Source organism: Acinetobacter sp. YH01008 (genome assembly GCF_013420435.1).
In the GTDB taxonomy this organism is placed as follows: domain Bacteria; phylum Pseudomonadota; class Gammaproteobacteria; order Pseudomonadales; family Moraxellaceae; genus Acinetobacter; species Acinetobacter pseudolwoffii.
Genome location: NZ_VOYD01000007.1, coordinates 74,375 through 91,229, shown reverse-complemented (window position 1 = coordinate 91,229; position 16,855 = coordinate 74,375). Strand labels below are relative to the sequence as shown.

Here is a 16,855-nt window from a genome sequence, read left to right as displayed (position 1 = left end):
TTCAGCTCTTATTTGAATGGGAGGATATTGTTTTAAAGTGACAATGATTTTCGTGATCATCGACCATACCGACGGCCTGCATAAAGGCATAGCAAATGGTGGGTCCAACAAATTTAAAACCGGCCTTTTTTAAGGCTTTTGACATGATCTGGCTCTCAATGGTTTGTGCGGGTGCCTGACGATAATCCGCAACATCATTATTCAGTCGTGGTTGCTGGGCAAAAGACCAGAGCCATTGCCCTAAATTGATGTCTTGCTGTTGCAGCCTGAGCCATGCTTGGGCATTCTCGCGAATGGCATGCAGCTTGCCACGATGACGGATCAGGCGAGCATCCTTAAGCTTGAGTTCGAGTTGTTGATCTGTAAGTGCTGCAATCGACTGAATGGAATATTGAAAAAAATGTTCACGATACGCTTCACGTTTTCTGAGTACGGTAATCCAGGCTAGACCGGCCTGCTGTCCTTCCAGACACAGCATTTCAAACAGGCGATTTTCATCCAGCAGGGCTTGTCCCCATTCCTGATCATGATAGGTGATATACAGCGGATCATTGGAGCACCAGCCACAGCGTTGCAGAGTCATGCCATGCTCCTTATTTTTATAGTTTTATAATTTAAACACAGCCCATTGATCTTGCTGATTATCCCAGTAAGACAGTTCAGCCTGATCCAGATCGCTAAATTGAATCCACATGTCTTTACCACTTTTGTCGGCATAACCGGTACTGATCAGCAGCGCATCTTCGGTAATTTCCATCACCCAGCCCTGATAGCTTTGACCATTCAGTACGATTTTTTGTTGATTGCCTGATTCAGCAAATTCTACCAGACGGTTGATCAACGTTTCTGACATGTAAATATCCTAAAATTAACGTAAATAGGGGTAGGGGTTGACCACACCGCGCCCCTTGCCCTGTAAATAAATACCATAATGCAGATGTGGTGCAGTATGTCGGGCATTACCGCTATTGCCGACATAGCCGATGAGTTGGCCTTTTTTGACAGCATCACCTACTTTCAGGCCGCGTTTATGTCCATCCAGATGCGCATAATAATGCCAGGAGCCGCCCGGACCCAGAATCCAGACTACTTTACCACCCAAATTGTTATTGCGTAAATCTGCAATCAGACCTTCTGTGGCACTAAAGACTTTGGTTCCACGTGGAGCCATGATATCAATGCCCTCATGCAAACGTCCGTGACTGCGCGAAGCACCCCAGGTATCCTGTAATTCACGTGCTTGTACACGTGCCACCGGGATGGGCAGTGAAGAAGGCATTCGCTTATTTTGCATTTTTTGTACCAGTAGCGGATTTAACTGTGCAGAAGAAGGTTGTTTTGGCGTACTGCTACAGGCGGTCAGTAATATGGCAATCAAAGCCACCCAGGTCAAAGCAAGGTATTGGCGCACGTTATTCATCCTTAAATATTGGCAATGCTCATTCTGAGCTGATCGATATGATGCTTTGTCCAGACTATGTCATAGGTTAACGGCAGAGATCAATTTTTTCATTGCTGTCGGCAGACCGCAATCAATGGCTGTCTCTGGACGCATCCAGTTGCCTTGCAGTTCAATTGCCAGATGTTCCTGCTGATCCTGATCCACTGCGAAAACGGTTGCTTCAAGCTGCCAGGTGAAGTGGGTGAAACTGTGGCTGATCTGGACTTTTTTGAGGATATTTTTTAGGCCAAGCTGCTGACATTGCTGTTCGAATTCATGGGCATTTTCAATAATTGGCAAGCACCAGAGTCCGCCCCACAGGCCACTGTTCGGTCGTTGTTGCCAGAGCCATTCTTCACCGGACTGAATTAATAATACTTGTGCTGAGCGCACTGGCACCGGTTTTTTGGCTTTCTTGAATGGTAATTCATTTTCCAGACCTTGCTGATGCGCTTTGCAATGTTGCTGCATCGGACAATATAGGCACAGTGGTTTTTTCGGGGTACAGACTGTAGCCCCGAGATCCATAATCGCCTGGGTATAATCATGATTACGTTCGACCGGACATAATTCTTCAGCCAGTTGCCATAAAGCACGTTCATGCACCGGTTTGGACAGATCATCTTCAATTGCGAAGAAACGCGACAACACCCGTTTGACATTGCCATCCATGATCACGCCGTATTGGCGTAAACCCAGTGACATTAAGGCACCAGCGGTGGAACGGCCGATCCCCGGCAAGGCAATCCATTGTTCCAGTGTTTGTGGAAACTGCTGTTGTGCTGTCACCATGCCGGCAGCTTTGTGCAGGTTACGGGCACGGGCATAATAGCCCAGTCCTGCCCAGTACGGCGCGACCTCATCCCAAGAGGCATGACCCAAGTCCTGTACAGTGGGAAAACGCTGGATAAAGCGTTCATAATATTGCAGCACAGTTTTGACCTGGGTTTGTTGCAACATGATTTCAGAGACCCAGACTTTGTAGGGATCATCTGTCACCTGCCAGGGCAAGTCATGACGACCATGCACATCAAACCATTCTAACAGGGCATCTGAAAATACAAACATGGATAAATAGCAACCGAATAAGCAGCAGCCATTATAGCGGAATCGGCAGGTCTGAAATGTGAAAAGTAGATAAAAACTGCGCGAGTAGTGTGTATGAATATCAGCTTAATAACACAAACAATAAATGCTCCGAAGAGCATTTATTTTAAAACAGCAAAGATTTAGTCGCTAATCCCCCAGCGTTCATCCAGCTTCAATACTTTGTCTTTATAGCGCGGAATAATATGAATATGCAGATGTTCGACCTTTTCCTGAAATACCTCACCATCAATAAAACCGACATGGAAACCGGCGGGCTGGTAACGTAAATTGAGCTCATTACGTGCCTGTTCGAGCAAAGACATTAGGCTTTTACGTTCTTTGTCCGTCACTTCAAAAAATGAAGCCACATGCCGGAGTGGAATCACTACACAGTGACCTTCGGATAATGAATTCGGTTCAGGCAGCACTACACCATAATCATTTTTGGCAATGACATCATATTCGTCATAGTTACAGTAAGGGCAGTTGGTTTCAGCCATAGTCAGCATTCTCCTCTGGTAGGATTTATCGTTCTTTTCTTCAATGATTCTTTAAAGTGCTCAGCTTGATTTCAAGTCGAGCACTTATATCTATTTAAGCCAAATGACGTTCCAATAAGGCATACATCGCCGCCAAGCTTTTTTGTTCCGCTTCAGCATTGTAACCAAGATCCACGCCATTGGCTTTGGCCCGTTCGTCGGCGAGCGGGTTGCTAAAGCCATGTTTGGCATCTTCAAAGACAATCACCTCATGCTCGACGTTGGCCGCATGCATTTCTTCACGGAAACTGGCGACATCATCTAAGGTGACCATGCTGTCTAGCTCACCGTGCAAGACTAGTATTTCGGCCTGAACCTGACCTTCTTGAGCCGGTGCTTTGGCAGTAAGTGTCCCGTGGAAGGTGGTCACTGCTTTTAAAGGGGCATTGGCACGCGCCAGATCCAGCACTACTTTACCGCCGTAGCAAAAACCGATGGCAGCAAGTTTCTCTGCATTGACTTCATCCTGTGCTGCCAAGGTATTTAAAGCTGCTGTCGCACGATCAACGATGGTGTCCGGATCTTCAAAGGTCTGCATCATCCACTGGTAGGCCTGATCAGAATGGGTGGTCACTTTTTTGTCACCATACATGTCAATCGCCAAGGCCGCATAGCCATGTTCTGCAAGTTCGCGAGCGCGCTGTTCGGTATATTCATTACGACCCCACCATTCTGGTGCGACCAGCACACCTGCAAGGGGTGCATCTGTTTCTGGAGCGGCAAAATAGCCAATCAATACGCTACCATCCGGCGCAGTATAATGAATTTCACGGGTCTTGATTGCTGCCATGCTGACGTCCTCTATTCTTGTTGAACCGTTTAATTAACATATAACATAGCAAAACTGATCTGAATGTGACATGAAAACATTCGATTAATTATGCTTCATCCATATAAAAAAGAGAGGCCGCTATCGCGCCTCTCTGATTGAGTATTTAAAAAAACAGTATTGATTACTTCATAATTTCCAGTAATTCCACATCAAAAATTAAGGTACTGTTTGGCTCAATCACATCACCTGAACCAATTTGTCCATAGGCCAGTTCTGCAGGAATGAAGAAGCGGTATTTGGCACCTTCTTTCATCAGTTGCAGGCCTTCAGTCCAACCGGTAATCACTTGGGTGGTACGGAAGACCACAGGCTGATTGCGGGCAATTGAACTATCAAAAACCGTACCATCAATCAAACGGCCTTCATAATGTACGCGGACATTGCTATCGGCTTTTGGCGATTTGCCTTTGCCTTGCTGAAGAATCTGATATTGCAGGCCAGATTTAGTCGTTTTTATCCCTGCTTTTTTGGCATTTTCTGTCAGAAAAGCCTGACCGATTTTGGTATTTTCTTCAGCTTTTTGTTTTAATTCAATCAGCTCTTTGGCTTCACTTTGACGTTTAAACTGGGTCAGCACTCGAGCCATGTCTTCTTCAGTTAAAGTGGATTGTTTTCCGGCAGCAGCAGCTTTTAAACCGGCACTGAAAGCATCCAGATCAATCCCTTGCAAAGAGTCGGCATTACTTTTTCCCATCAGATAACCAAAGCTATAACCGACCTGTTCAGCTTCCGGGCTTTTATTGGTCACATCTTTGGCAAGCAGATTGCCAGAACTTAGCAGTAAAACCATCAAGCTTATTTGTATTTTCATATTTATTCTCAAAATAAAGGAGAGCGCATTGCTCTCCTTATTTATAGATTATTTGACTTCAATGAGTTCCACATCAAAAATCAAAGTACTGTGTGGAGGAATCGTCCCTGGCACGCCTTGTTCACCATAACCAAGTTGAGATGGGATATACAGGGTCGCTTTACCGCCTTCTTTCATCAGTTGCAGACCTTCAGTCCAGCCTGGAATCACTTGATTGAGTGGAAACTCAATCGGCTCGCCACGTTCAACCGAACTGTCAAATACAGTACCATCCACCAGTTTGCCGGTGTAATGGACTTTCACGATTGAAGAAGCAGCTGGCTGTTTGCCCGTGCCTTCTTTGGTCACTAGGTATTGCAAACCGGAAGCTGTGGTTTTTACACCCGCTTTTTTGGCATTTTCTGTCAGGAAACTGTCACTCGATGCTTGTGCCTGTTTAGTGCTATCGAGTTGCTTTTGCTGCATTTCTTTCTGGAACTGTTCGTAAGCTGCCTGTAATTCTTCTTCAGTATACGCCGGTTCAGTACGCGCATGTCCTTCACGTACGCCTGTCACAAAGCTATTAATATCGAGTTCAGGTGGGGTTTGATGAGCCACTTCATAACCGAGAGCATAGCTGATTTTAGAAACAGCAGAGGCATCTTTAGATGCTTTAGTCGTTTGAGCAGCTGGGTTTTGAGTTGCATAGTAAACAGGTACTAGCGCGGCACCGCCTAGAAGAACAGCGACAGCAATCGGTAAGGCCTTGCTCATGTATTATTCCAATCTAATGTTATCGTTGAGGTTCATTCCATCTTAGCAGAAAATTTTGAGAAATCTTGCAGAATGGGTGGTTTTTTAGCAAGTGGACACCGCAGTTATGTTGAAGTTTGAAGATATAAAAAAACCAGCAAGTGCTGGTTTTTTTATTTTCAGTTTCATCAGTATTTTGGAAGGTATGGAAAAGTTGTCGCTATCACCCGAACTTGAGTGTTGAATAGGTCTTAATAGGAAAATAAGCCCTTTTCTAAGGGGAATTCGATACCAATTGATACACCGCCATCGTTACCGTGTACATCAGAGTCACCCACCCACCCATTCAGTTTAAGTGGAATATCTGGGCGTAGATAATGTGTCCAGGTTAGATCTAGCGCTTTTAATTCATCCTGCGCTGGAAAAGCTAAATTAGTAATGCCTCTATCACGTCGATTAGCTGCTTGATCAAATTTCGCAAATAGGATGCGTGTATTAACACGATTGAGATGATCCAAACGAATATCGCCACCTACAGACAGCATTTGACCATCACCACCTATGGCATGCGCTAGGGGATAGCCATGTTGGTAAAAACCATCTGTATATACACTATGATTATAGGAAATGCCCTGTACCTTGCCATTGGTACGAGTGTCTGCCCATTCGGTATACAGTTGGAAAGGCATATTGTTATAACTTGATGAATAATCGACTCCAGCTAAATACATTTTTTTGGCCGGCAAGCCGCCTGCTTCATCTTCACCGACATATTGTGCATAGATACCCATCGGGACTTGTATGAGGGGATGTAGATTTAAGCGTGCATCAAAACCGGCAATTTGATTTGACGGATTAATGGTATCGCCATATACATTATCTTTACCAATTAATGCATCCCAAAATGAGTTAAAATTTTCAGGTCGTCCTTCACCACCCCATTGAATAGCACGTGATGCACCAAGCTCCAAAGAGGGTAAAGGTTGTGCAGTGATACGTAAGCCAATCAGTTTGGTATCAGGCACAGCATCATAATCCTGCAACTGCCCTGCAAAAGCTTGATATTGCCAAGGCCCAATCCAGGCCAACCATTTGTTTGCAAAAGCATTCTGTTCGGCACGCTGCATCGTCACGCCATAGACAGGGCGGCTGGCATCACCACGAATTAAACTGCCATCATGTGCAGGACCCCAGTAGGTCGGGATCTGTCCAGCAATCAGCCATTGATTCCATAATTTTCCAGCGATATATGAGCCTTCAAGATTCAAATCTTGATCATTGTCAATCTGTAGATCTTTTTCTGCATTCACACGAATTCTGGCATCCCAGTTCTCGTTACCCGCATTTAGCTCGATACCTGCCTGATATTGCGCTTTTTGCTGATCGCCAAAGGCTTGAGGAATATTCTTTTGATCAGTTTCTGCAAATAAGGATGCTTTGAGCGACTGGTTATTGGCATTCAAATGTGCTAATACAGTATCAATGACTTTTTGCTGAATATTATTGTTGATTTTAGCTTGGGCAAGAGCACGTTGAATTTCATCACCACTGATGGGCCAAGTGGAAGTACTGATTTGAATCACACCCTGCTGATTGAGCCAGTTTAAATCGGTACGTAAGTTTTGGTCATTTAAAACGATGCCTTGTGCAAAGGCGAAGGAAGAACTTAATGCCAAGGTAGCGAGCAGTGTTTTGGATAACATTCTTGTATATTCTCAGGACTTTTAAACTATAACCACGATAGGTTTTTTAGTTGATTTTTTCAACAACAATCATTTGCAATAAATGTAAGGAAGGATAATTTCACACCCTGCTCAGACAGAGTGTGAAATTTGAGTTTAGAATAGATTAGTCATTATCTTTATGTGCAGTATAGGCATAGGCATAATTATAACCATAACTACCCGCTGCACCTTTTTGTACATCATTGAGAATCACGCCATTGACTTTTACATTGGCCTGTTCAAAACGATTCACCGTAATTTCAAGCTCTTTGATTTGCGTCTGAGCATGACGGGCAATCAATAAATTGACCCCTGCATATTGCGCAATAATAATACCATCAGTCACAGCAAGTACTGGCGGAGTATCAATTAAGATGTGATCAAAATGAGCAGATGCCTGATCCAGGAAAGCCTTGAATTTATCGGTACTTAACAGTTCAGACGGATTGACTGGACTCTTGCCGCGAGTAACAAAGAACAGGTTTTCTACAGTCGAGTTTTGGACAATATCTTCATAGCTATTTTGAAGATTTAACAGTTCTGCTAAGCCAGGGCTTAGCTCTGCATTGAAATATTTATGCAAATAACCACGACGCATATCACCATCAATGACGAGTACCCGTTTTCCACCTTGCGCCAAAATGGTTGCAAGGTTAACAGTAATAAAAGATTTCCCAATCTCAGGGGCAGGGCCTGACAATGCAATCACATTATTGCTGGCATTCATTAAGGCAAAGTGAATTGCGGTGCGCATACTGCGCAGGCTTTCAATCGCAATATCACCGCTGTCTTTAACCGCAAGAATAGGAATATTCTTTTTCTTTTTCAGCAGGTTGATATAACTTTCTTGAATTAAAGAACGCGGTACGGTGGCATACACTGGCAGATCCAGCTCATTCTCGATCTGAGCAGCATCTTTAATGCCTGAGCGCATCATATTGCGTAACAATGCCAATAATGTGCCTAAGAAGCCACCAAGGAAAATCGATAAAATCAGAATCTGTAATTTCTTTGGTTTAATCGGTTGAATTGGTTCGACCGCAGTATCGACAATACGGACATTACCGATTTCACCTGCTTTGGCAATACGAAGTTGCTGGTATGAATTCAATAGACCTGTATAGAGCTGTTGTTTAACTTCAACTTCACGGAAAAATTGTAAGTATTGACGTTGCAATTCAGGTAAACGTTTTAAAGTCCCATCTAGCTCTGCAATTTTTTTATTGATTGCACCGAGTTGTGCATTCATTTGCTGCATCATGGGATGTTCATTGGTATATTTGGATGAAGCTTCTGCAACTTGCTGTTCTATCTGAGCTTTTTGTGTTTCTAAAGCAATACTCTGGGTTAGATATAATTCTGATTCTTTAGTGACATCAACTGTATTTGATTGTTGACGGAAACGGTTAAATTCACGCTCTGCAACATCCAGTTGCTGTTTTAGCTCAGGTAACTGATCTTCTAAAAACTTGAGTGTTTGAGCCGTTTCTGCAGAGCGGCGCTCAATATTCTGCTGGCTATAGGCGGTAAGGATAGCATTCAGTACTTGCGTAATATGCTTTTTATCTTCACCTTGATAATTGAGACCTAATACGCCAGTCAATTTTCCTTTTTCAGCGACGGAATAGCTGGCGGTTAAAGTCTGCATAGCAGCAGGCAAGCTTTGCTTTCGGATATTATAAGCGGCATCGAAACGGTCTTGACTAAAAACACCTACTTTCCAAAGGCCGTATTCAGATGAGGATTGACTGATCTGGTTTAGAGGCGCAGAAAAAACCACCTGTTCAGTTGTCTCATCAGTCAGGCTATATTTGCCTTCTTTAAAACTTAAAATTAAGTTTTTATCTTGGAAATATTGTGGAATATCAAACTGGCGAACATCAAAACTATTCTGATTATCTTTAAATAATACTGATTTTTTTGAGTATTCAGTGCTGTACTTATGCTTGGCCATTAACCGGTTCCAGAAACTGTCTTCTGTACCAGATATGCGAATATTTAAATTTAAATGATTGATGACTTCGCCGAGCACCAAACGCGATTTTAAAATCTCAATTTCGGCTTGCGCTGGAGATTTTTGTTCGATCATGCTTGATAGATCACCCAGTAGTGCAGCTGAAGTACCTTTACTATCTTCGACTTGTACCAAGGCATCTACTGTATATGTATCTGGTGTGGTTCTTAAGTAGAGTAAGGCACAGATCAAGCTTAAAATAATGCATAGGGCAATCAGTTTCCATTGCGCAATTAAGGAAAAAAACAATTCCTTGAGGTCAATGGTATCTTCGGTGTTGGCGGTTTGGCTCATAATTTAAATATCAAAAAGTGAAAATATTAAAAAAATTAAATATATTTTTTCCAGTCAGCAATACAGTCTTGAATTAATTGACAGGTGTCATCAAAAAATGTCTGATCATGCTGATAAGGGTCGGCAATATTTTTACTTTGCCAATGCCCCAGCCTGAAGGTTTTACCCTTGGCAAATGGCCAGGTCTGTTCGATATGCTTTTGCTGGTTCTGACTCATGACCAGAACCAAGTCGGCTTTTTTAATCAGTTCAGCATTGAGTTTTTTTGCAATATGCGCACTCATATCAATCTCAAAGCGTTGCATGCATAGACTGGCTTTTTCATCGGCTGCATGTCCGACGACGCCAGCAATACCTGCAGACTCAATCTTTAAGTGCGGATACTGCTGTTTTAAAAAGTATTCTGCCATGGGGCTACGGCAAATATTGCCAATACAGACTACCAAAATATTATTAATTTTCATTAATTCCCCAAACGATCTAGATTATACAACGCATTTGAGAATGGAATAATCTGGTTTACGACACGCTGCCAGCGCGCCAGGCCGGATGCATCGACATAGACAATATCATTGCTATGCATTTTAAACTGGTTGGCCAGACCAAAATCAGCAATGCTGGTCAAGTCCATCTGATAGACTTCAGTGTGGGCAGTATTTGGTTGGCTACGCACCACATAAACCTTACTACGACTGGCAGAAAGTGGATTTAAGCCCAGACTTTCGCCTAGTACATCACTGAGGCTCATGCCTTGATCACGTAATGGCAAAGATTGGTTTTTACCCGACTCACCCATGACATAGATTTTCTGGTTTTCGCGGTTGTTTACATATAATGTGTCATTTGGCTGAATCAATAAGTTATGCAGCGAAAAACCTGCTTTTTCTAGTTCTACGGTGTTTAAACTATATGAACGTCCCTGACGCACCAGGGTAATAGAGGCATTATCACCTTGTTGTGCATTCACACCACCTGCCATACCTAAAGCAGTATAAACACTCACAGGTTGATCACTTAAGTAAAATTGACCACCCTGCATTACGTTACCTTGTACTGAGTAACGCTGGCCTTGATAAGACAATACTCGCGCAATCACATCTGGGTTTTTCAGGTAACGTGATAATTGGCTGCGCAATTCACGATTGACTTGTGTCAGTGATTTCCCTGCAGCCTTATAACGGCCAATAATGGGAAACTGAATATAACCTTCTGAGTCGATTTGGAAGCCACTGGCCTGAGCAGCTTGATCATTACTAATACTATTGCTAGGAGAGGTGAGTTCAGGATAAGCCCATAAATAAATTGACAAAATATCACCTGGGCTCAGGCTGTAGTTACGATGCTGTGTGTTAAACAGATGGGCATATTGTTGTTGAATATTCTGTACAGCAGGCTGAACGGCCAGCATAGAGTCCTGGGTGAGTTTAATCACATTGACTGAAGTGCCGAGTTCAGTTTGATAAACACCTTCTGCTGGTAGGTCATAAGTTTGCAGACCAGAGGTAACTGCACAACCGGTCAAAGTGAGACCGCAAGTCAGTAAAAAAGCCAGTTGAATTTGTCGCACATGAAATCCCGTTTTTAATATTTAATTTGTTAAATCTGCGATATTCTACCTGAGAACTTTGATTTTATTATAACAAAATGTATCTGATTTTAACTGAATAGTGAATGAAGAGAGAAAAGCCTGTTCGCTCAATAAAATCTTTTTCCAAAGTCTTCTTTCATAAGCTTAGGGTGTGTCCTCATTTGGCTTTGCACCAAATAAATATACAGGCTATACGAATCATAGATTTATAATTGCGTGCCAGTTTATCAAATCGAGTTGCAATAGCACGGAAATGTTTTAATCTCGCAAAAGCATTTTCAACTAAATGTCTTAATTTATATAGATATTTATCAAATTCCTTATTCGATCTCTTACTGTTTGATCTCAATGGAATAATGGGAATCATATTCTTGTTCTTGGCATATATTCTAATGTGCTCAGCATCATACCCCTTATCAGCAATGAGATAAGTTGCCTCGTCTACCGTATCAATCAGTTGTTTTGCAACTTGACTGTCGTGGACGTCACCCCCAGTGATTTTAAAATCAATCGGTAATCCATTCGCGTCGGTTGCAAGATGTATTTTTGTTGTTCGTCCACCACGTGATTGTCCAATTGCTCTTTCGAAACCATGCCGAGCTCCACTTGCATGTTGATGCACGCGTATGTAACTTCCGTCAATGAATACCCATTCTTGATCCAAGACGCCTCGTAATCTAAAAAAAATTTATCCCACAATCCCTTGCTTGCCCAACGATTAAAGCGATTGTAAGCAGTTTGCCAAGGACAAAATTCTTGGGGAATATCACGCCATGTGGCGCCTGTACGCAGTTTCCATAAGATCGCTTCCATGATATTTCTACTATTCTTTGAACAGTAACAACCGTGTAATCGCATAGTATCTTGAATTTGCTGCCAGATATCATCGGTGAGAAGAGTACGTGCCATTGAAAAAATATAGAAATCAAAAGAGCTTAAAGGAGGATTTTAAGTATTTAAAACCAATTTTTCAAATGAGGACACGCCCTAGTTAAATATTTTCTTATTTTTTTTGTTTTTTGGTGTTAAATCACAACGGAAATTTCATAGTTTTCTGCTAGTATGCCTGCCGAAAGATTTAATCTTCATAAGTACAGTACATAAATAAGGCGTTAAAATGCTATCTATTGCAGATTTAAAAATTGCGGTCATTGGGTTAGGTTATGTAGGCTTACCACTTGCGGTTGAATTTGGGAAAAAAGTACCTGTAATTGGTTTTGATATCTATCAAAAAAGAATTGATGAACTTAAAAGTGGCCAAGACCATACCTTAGAAGTATCGAAAGAAGAACTCAAACAGGCAAATCAGCTTAGCTATTCAGCAAATTTAGAAGATTTAAAAAGCTGTAATTTCTTTATTGTCACTGTACCTACGCCAATTGATGAGTTTAAACAGCCAGACTTAACTCCTCTTGTTAAGGCCTCGACCAGTATTGGACAGGTACTGAAAAAAGGCGATGTGGTGGTGTATGAGTCTACGGTATATCCGGGTGCGACTGAAGAAACCTGTATTCCGGTTCTGGAGCAAGTGTCAGGCCTGAAGTTCAATCAGGACTTCTTTGCCGGTTATAGTCCAGAGCGAATTAATCCGGGCGATAAACTGCACCGCGTAACCAATATTTTGAAAATTACCTCAGGTTCTACCCCTGAAGTCGCTGAATTTGTCGATCAGGTGTATAACCTGGTGATTGAGGCAGGTACGCATAAAGCCACCAGTATTAAAGTGGCTGAAGCGGCAAAAGTGATTGAAAATACTCAGCGTGATGTCAATATTGCATTGATTAATGAACTGGCCGTGATCTTTAATAAAATGGGAATTGATACCGAAGCAGTATTGCAGGCTGCCGGCACCAAATGGAATTTCTTGCCATTCCGTCCAGGTCTGGTGGGGGGGCACTGTATTGGTGTCGATCCGTACTATTTGACCCATAAAGCACAGTCCATCGGTTACCATCCTGAAATTATTCTGGCAGGTCGCCGTTTAAATGATGGTATGGGGGCTTATGTGGTTACCCAGCTGGTCAAGGCCATGATCAAGAAAAAGATTCAGGTCGAAGGCGCTAAGGTTCTGGTTTTAGGCTTAAGTTTTAAAGAAAACTGCCCGGATATTCGTAATACCAAAATTATTGATATTGTCAATGAACTAACAGAATACAATATTGTTGCCGATGTGTATGACCCATGGGTGGATGCAAGCGAAGCTCAACATGAATACGGGATTAATCCGGTCAAAAACGTGGAACAGGGTCAGTATGACGCAGTAATTTTAGCCGTTGCACATGATCAGTTTAAAGCCATGGGTGCTGAAGCATTACGTGCCCTGGGTAAGCCAGCACATATTTTATATGATCTGAAATATGTACTGGATCAATCTGAATCTGACCTTCGTCTGTAATTATAAGGACCTTAAACATGAGCCAATATCAAACTGTATGCGAGCAATTACAACAAGTACCAAAAACCTGGTTAATTACCGGTGTGGCAGGCTTTATTGGCTCAAACTTACTGGAAACTTTATTAAAGCTGAACCAAAATGTAGTCGGTTTGGATAATTTTGCCACAGGTCATCAGCATAATCTGAATGAAGTAAAAAACTTGGTAACTCCTGAGCAATGGGCAAACTTCAAGTTTTATGAAGGTGATATCCGTAATTTTGAAGACTGCCAGACAGCATGTGCAGGTGTGAATTATGTGTTGCACCAAGCCGCTTTAGGTTCTGTACCGCGTTCTATTGCTGACCCGATTACTACCAATGCAGCCAATATTACCGGCTTTTTAAATATGCTGACTGCGGCACGTGATGCAGAAGTCAAAAGCTTTACCTATGCTGCTAGTAGTTCAACTTATGGTGACCATCCGGCACTGCCTAAAGTCGAAGAAAATATCGGCAAACCGCTTTCACCTTATGCGGTCACCAAATATGTAAATGAGCTGTATGCTGAAGTCTTTGCCCGAACTTATGGCTTTAAAACGATTGGTTTGCGTTACTTCAATGTCTTCGGCAAGCGTCAGGACCCGAATGGGGCCTATGCTGCAGTCATTCCAAAATGGACCGCAGCCATGATTGCCGGTGATGATGTGTTCATTAATGGTGATGGTGAAACCAGTCGTGATTTCTGTTTTATTGAGAACACGGTTCAGGCCAATATTCTGGCAGCCACTACACAAAATGATGAAGCTAAAAATCAAGTTTATAATGTCGCAGTAGGGGATCGTACTACGCTGAATGATTTGTTTAATACGATTAAAGTTGCTTTAAATGAAAATGGTGTGACATATACGAAAGAGCCTGTATACCGTGATTTTCGGGCTGGGGATGTTCGACATTCACAGGCAAGTATAGAAAAGATTAAAAGTTTACTGGGATATAGCCCAGAATTTGTAATTGCGCAAGGAATTGATCAAGCAATGCCTTGGTATATAAGCTTTAGTAAGTAAATATGTTTAATAGAATTAAGGTGCTTAAAAATCGTGTAAGTGCCAGTAAAGATGGGAAGGCTTTAGCGAGTAATTTTGGTTATCTGATGGTAATGCAAATTGCTGGCTATATTTTCCCATTAATGACAATTCCATATTTAGCGAGAGTCATTGGTGTAGAGGGTTTTGGTAAAATTGCTTTTGCCGCAGCTATAGTAGTTTGGTTTCAGACGATTACAGACTGGGGGTTTAATTATACTGCTACCCGTGATGTCGCACGTCATCGGGATAATTTAAAAAAAGTATCTGAAATTTTTTCTAATGTATTTTGGGCCAAAAGCTTACTTGCTTCAATCTCTTTTATTATACTTTTTATTCTTACTGAGTTTATTCCTTATTTAAAGGAAAGCCAGACATTATTGTTTATTACTTTTATGCTTGTACCGGCAAGAATTCTATTTGCAGATTGGTTTTTTCAAGCCATAGAAAAAATGAAATTTATTACAATTTTTGATTTAATTTCTAAATTAATTTTTACATTATTTATTTTTATATTTGTTAAAGAAAAGTCCGACTTTATTTTACAACCTTTATTTTTAAGTCTAGGCTCAATATTAGTAGGCTTGGTTTCACTTTACCTAATTGTGGTTAAGTGGAAAGTTAAAATATCATCCCCTAAATATCGAGAAATAATAATAACTATAAAGAATAGTAAAGATGTATTTATAAATAATATTGTTCCAAACTTTTATAATAGTTTTTCATCTGTGCTTCTTGGTTTCTGGGGTGGAAGCATAGCAAATGGTTTATTGGATGCAGGCAGTAAATTTGCAAATATCGCCCAACAATTTATTAATATATTATCACGAGTATTTTTCCCATTTTTATCAAGAAAGTCAAATAAACATAGTGTCTACGCTAAAATTAATATTACTATATCGATAGTTTCTTCTATAATTCTAGTTTTAATAGCTCCTTTTATTATAAAGATTTTCTTTACACCTGAATTTTATCAATCTATTGTTGTTTTGCAAATTATAGCATGCTCCTTGGTGTTTTTAGCATTGAGTAATACTTATGGTGTTAATTACATGATTATACATGGATATGAAAAATCTTTAAGAAATATTACAATTGTAAGTTCTTTAATGGGATTTACATTATGTTTTCCATTAATCTATTTTTATAGTTTTTTAGGCGCAGCTATTACAGTTGCATTAACTAGGGCCATTCTTGGATTAAGTATAATGTTTAAAGCCAAAACTATTCAACGGAGTGTTATAGTAAAATGAAAATAGCTATTTTAGGGACGGGTAATGCTGGTTGTGCATTGGCTGCAAAATTTACTCAGCAAGGCCATATTGTTAGTTTAATTAAGACTTCTAAATCTTTACATGAAAAAAATTTTAATGTAATTAGTCAACAACAAGGTATTTGGTTACACGATTTAGATGATAGTCAAAATTTTGTTAAGATTTTTAAAATTACAAGAGATATTAAAGATGGTTTACAGGATAATGAAATCATCATAATTTTAACTCAAAGTATTCATCATGAAAGTGTAGCTGAAAAAATAGCTTCTTTTATTCCAGATTCCTGTAAAATTATTTTTACAATTCCTGGAAATTTAGGTTCATTATATTTATATAAAAAACTAGGTAATAAAGTTATTTATGCTGAAGGTGAATCAACACCTTATGACGCAAGATTAGAGAAACCTGGGGTAGTGAAAATATTATTTAAAAATAGACGTAACGCTGTTTCGTTTTTACCAAAAGCAAGAGCAGATGAAGGTCTTCAGTATATTTCTACTCTAGTTGATACTTATAAGTTTAAAAGACAAAACTTGGTAGAATCAGCTTTGCATAACCCTAATCTGGTTGTTCATACGATAGGTGTAATTATGTCTGCAAGTCGTATTGAGATGATGAAGGGGGAGTTTTGGATGTATAAGGAGTCATTTTCACCTGCTATCTGGAATCTTATTCATGATTTAGACTCTGAAAAAAATAAAATAATTGAAGCATTCAAAGGTGAACAGTTATCTTATCTTGATGCTTGTAAGTTCCGTAATGCAGATGATTTGAATATGGATTCTTATGAAGTTTTTAAAGGGTATGCAGAAACAGGCGGACCAAAAGGCCCTGACTCTTTAGCAACAAGGTATTTACATGAAGATGTTGCAAATGGTTTATGTCTTTTAAGTATGCTTGGAAAAAAAATGAATATACCAACCCCAATTACTGATTCATTAATTTTTATAGCTTCCTCACTTGTAAAGTATAATTTTCAACAGCATGCTAGAACCTTAAAGGATTTAGGATTAGATAACTTGAGCACTGACCAACTTATTAGTTTTTTCAATTGAGTACAG

The 16,855-nt window shown here is 40.6% G+C and carries 17 protein-coding genes; 4 read left to right on the top strand and 13 right to left on the bottom strand.

Features of this window, described 5'->3' with window-relative positions; translation table 11 throughout:
- Position 1: 1 nt before the first annotated feature.
- The 13 genes from FTT75_RS06405 to FTT75_RS06345 all read right to left on the bottom strand — a co-directional run bounded on the left by FTT75_RS06405 (position 2) and on the right by FTT75_RS06345 (position 11,973).
- Positions 2-583: a DNA-3-methyladenine glycosylase I gene (locus tag FTT75_RS06405; protein ID WP_100357662.1), complete on the bottom strand. Its 582-nt coding sequence runs from the start codon at positions 581-583 to the stop codon at positions 2-4.
- A 24-nt stretch (positions 584-607) separates the two neighbouring features.
- Positions 608-853, bottom strand: coding sequence for a hypothetical protein (locus tag FTT75_RS06400; protein WP_074383759.1), 246 nt, complete (start codon positions 851-853; stop codon positions 608-610).
- A gap of 15 nt (positions 854-868) precedes the next feature.
- Positions 869-1,411: a M23 family metallopeptidase gene (locus FTT75_RS06395; RefSeq protein ID WP_180186112.1), complete on the bottom strand. Its 543-nt coding sequence runs from the start codon at positions 1,409-1,411 to the stop codon at positions 869-871.
- A 69-nt stretch (positions 1,412-1,480) separates the two neighbouring features.
- On the bottom strand, positions 1,481-2,509 hold the full coding sequence (gene mutY, locus FTT75_RS06390) for an A/G-specific adenine glycosylase (RefSeq protein WP_180186111.1): 1,029 nt from the start codon (positions 2,507-2,509) through the stop codon (positions 1,481-1,483).
- Positions 2,510-2,670: 161 nt separating this feature from the next.
- Entirely contained in the window at positions 2,671-3,030 is a 360-nt protein-coding gene (locus FTT75_RS06385; protein ID WP_005268188.1) for an HIT family protein, read from the bottom strand.
- Between the two features lie 94 nt (positions 3,031-3,124).
- Complete coding sequence (locus tag FTT75_RS06380) at positions 3,125-3,859, bottom strand: dienelactone hydrolase family protein (RefSeq protein ID WP_005268187.1); 735 nt, start codon at positions 3,857-3,859, stop codon at positions 3,125-3,127.
- A 163-nt stretch (positions 3,860-4,022) separates the two neighbouring features.
- Positions 4,023-4,712: an FKBP-type peptidyl-prolyl cis-trans isomerase gene (locus FTT75_RS06375; protein WP_005268184.1), complete on the bottom strand. Its 690-nt coding sequence runs from the start codon at positions 4,710-4,712 to the stop codon at positions 4,023-4,025.
- 48 nt (positions 4,713-4,760) lie between these two features.
- Positions 4,761-5,465: an FKBP-type peptidyl-prolyl cis-trans isomerase gene (locus FTT75_RS06370; RefSeq protein WP_005094756.1), complete on the bottom strand. Its 705-nt coding sequence runs from the start codon at positions 5,463-5,465 to the stop codon at positions 4,761-4,763.
- Between the two features lie 230 nt (positions 5,466-5,695).
- Positions 5,696-7,147 carry a capsule assembly Wzi family protein gene (locus FTT75_RS06365; protein WP_180186110.1) on the bottom strand — a complete coding sequence of 484 codons (1,452 nt, stop codon included), beginning with the start codon at positions 7,145-7,147 and terminating at the stop codon, positions 5,696-5,698.
- Positions 7,148-7,292: 145 nt separating this feature from the next.
- On the bottom strand, positions 7,293-9,476 hold the full coding sequence (locus FTT75_RS06360; protein WP_180186109.1) for a polysaccharide biosynthesis tyrosine autokinase: 2,184 nt from the start codon (positions 9,474-9,476) through the stop codon (positions 7,293-7,295).
- A 35-nt stretch (positions 9,477-9,511) separates the two neighbouring features.
- Complete coding sequence (locus FTT75_RS06355) at positions 9,512-9,940, bottom strand: low molecular weight protein-tyrosine-phosphatase (protein ID WP_180186108.1); 429 nt, start codon at positions 9,938-9,940, stop codon at positions 9,512-9,514.
- A complete protein-coding gene (locus tag FTT75_RS06350) occupies positions 9,940-11,043 on the bottom strand; it encodes a polysaccharide biosynthesis/export family protein (protein ID WP_180186107.1) in 1,104 nt (367 codons plus the stop codon). Before FTT75_RS06350 ends, FTT75_RS06355 begins: the two co-directional genes overlap by 1 nt.
- 178 nt (positions 11,044-11,221) lie before the next feature.
- Positions 11,222-11,973 (bottom strand): IS5 family transposase gene (locus FTT75_RS06345; protein WP_370981754.1). Its coding sequence is split into 2 segments (ribosomal slippage): positions 11,222-11,739 and positions 11,739-11,973, totalling 753 coding nucleotides; the frame shifts between segments, so codons are not numbered across the junction.
- A 208-nt stretch (positions 11,974-12,181) separates the two neighbouring features.
- On the opposite strand from FTT75_RS06345, the gene tviB reads away from it, so the two are divergent.
- From tviB to FTT75_RS06325, 4 genes are read left to right on the top strand one after another with little or no spacing between them, the layout of a single operon-like run.
- The gene (gene tviB, locus FTT75_RS06340) at positions 12,182-13,459 is read left to right on the top strand and encodes a Vi polysaccharide biosynthesis UDP-N-acetylglucosamine C-6 dehydrogenase TviB (RefSeq protein ID WP_180186106.1); all 1,278 of its coding nucleotides are present in this window, start codon (positions 12,182-12,184) and stop codon (positions 13,457-13,459) included.
- Positions 13,460-13,476: 17 nt separating this feature from the next.
- Positions 13,477-14,502: an NAD-dependent epimerase/dehydratase family protein gene (locus FTT75_RS06335; protein ID WP_180186105.1), complete on the top strand. Its 1,026-nt coding sequence runs from the start codon at positions 13,477-13,479 to the stop codon at positions 14,500-14,502.
- A 2-nt stretch (positions 14,503-14,504) separates the two neighbouring features.
- Entirely contained in the window at positions 14,505-15,773 is a 1,269-nt protein-coding gene (locus FTT75_RS06330) for a flippase (RefSeq protein ID WP_180186104.1), read from the top strand.
- Entirely contained in the window at positions 15,770-16,849 is a 1,080-nt protein-coding gene (locus FTT75_RS06325; protein ID WP_180186103.1) for an NAD/NADP octopine/nopaline dehydrogenase family protein, read from the top strand. The genes FTT75_RS06330 and FTT75_RS06325 overlap by 4 nt, the downstream gene beginning before the upstream one ends.
- Positions 16,850-16,855 lie beyond the last annotated feature (6 nt).

Coding starts and splice junctions, on each gene's coding strand:
- FTT75_RS06405 (WP_100357662.1), bottom strand. CDS start 583: ATGACTCTGCAACGCTGTGGCTGGTGCTCCAATGATCCGCTGTATATC.
- FTT75_RS06400 (WP_074383759.1), bottom strand. CDS start 853: ATGTCAGAAACGTTGATCAACCGTCTGGTAGAATTTGCTGAATCAGGC.
- mutY (WP_180186111.1), bottom strand. CDS start 2,509: ATGTTTGTATTTTCAGATGCCCTGTTAGAATGGTTTGATGTGCATGGT.
- FTT75_RS06385 (WP_005268188.1), bottom strand. CDS start 3,030: ATGGCTGAAACCAACTGCCCTTACTGTAACTATGACGAATATGATGTC.
- FTT75_RS06380 (WP_005268187.1), bottom strand. CDS start 3,859: ATGGCAGCAATCAAGACCCGTGAAATTCATTATACTGCGCCGGATGGT.
- FTT75_RS06375 (WP_005268184.1), bottom strand. CDS start 4,712: ATGAAAATACAAATAAGCTTGATGGTTTTACTGCTAAGTTCTGGCAAT.
- FTT75_RS06370 (WP_005094756.1), bottom strand. CDS start 5,465: ATGAGCAAGGCCTTACCGATTGCTGTCGCTGTTCTTCTAGGCGGTGCC.
- FTT75_RS06365 (WP_180186110.1), bottom strand. CDS start 7,147: ATGTTATCCAAAACACTGCTCGCTACCTTGGCATTAAGTTCTTCCTTC.
- FTT75_RS06360 (WP_180186109.1), bottom strand. CDS start 9,476: ATGAGCCAAACCGCCAACACCGAAGATACCATTGACCTCAAGGAATTG.
- FTT75_RS06355 (WP_180186108.1), bottom strand. CDS start 9,940: ATGAAAATTAATAATATTTTGGTAGTCTGTATTGGCAATATTTGCCGT.
- tviB (WP_180186106.1), top strand. CDS start 12,182: ATGCTATCTATTGCAGATTTAAAAATTGCGGTCATTGGGTTAGGTTAT.
- FTT75_RS06335 (WP_180186105.1), top strand. CDS start 13,477: ATGAGCCAATATCAAACTGTATGCGAGCAATTACAACAAGTACCAAAA.
- FTT75_RS06330 (WP_180186104.1), top strand. CDS start 14,505: ATGTTTAATAGAATTAAGGTGCTTAAAAATCGTGTAAGTGCCAGTAAA.
- FTT75_RS06325 (WP_180186103.1), top strand. CDS start 15,770: ATGAAAATAGCTATTTTAGGGACGGGTAATGCTGGTTGTGCATTGGCT.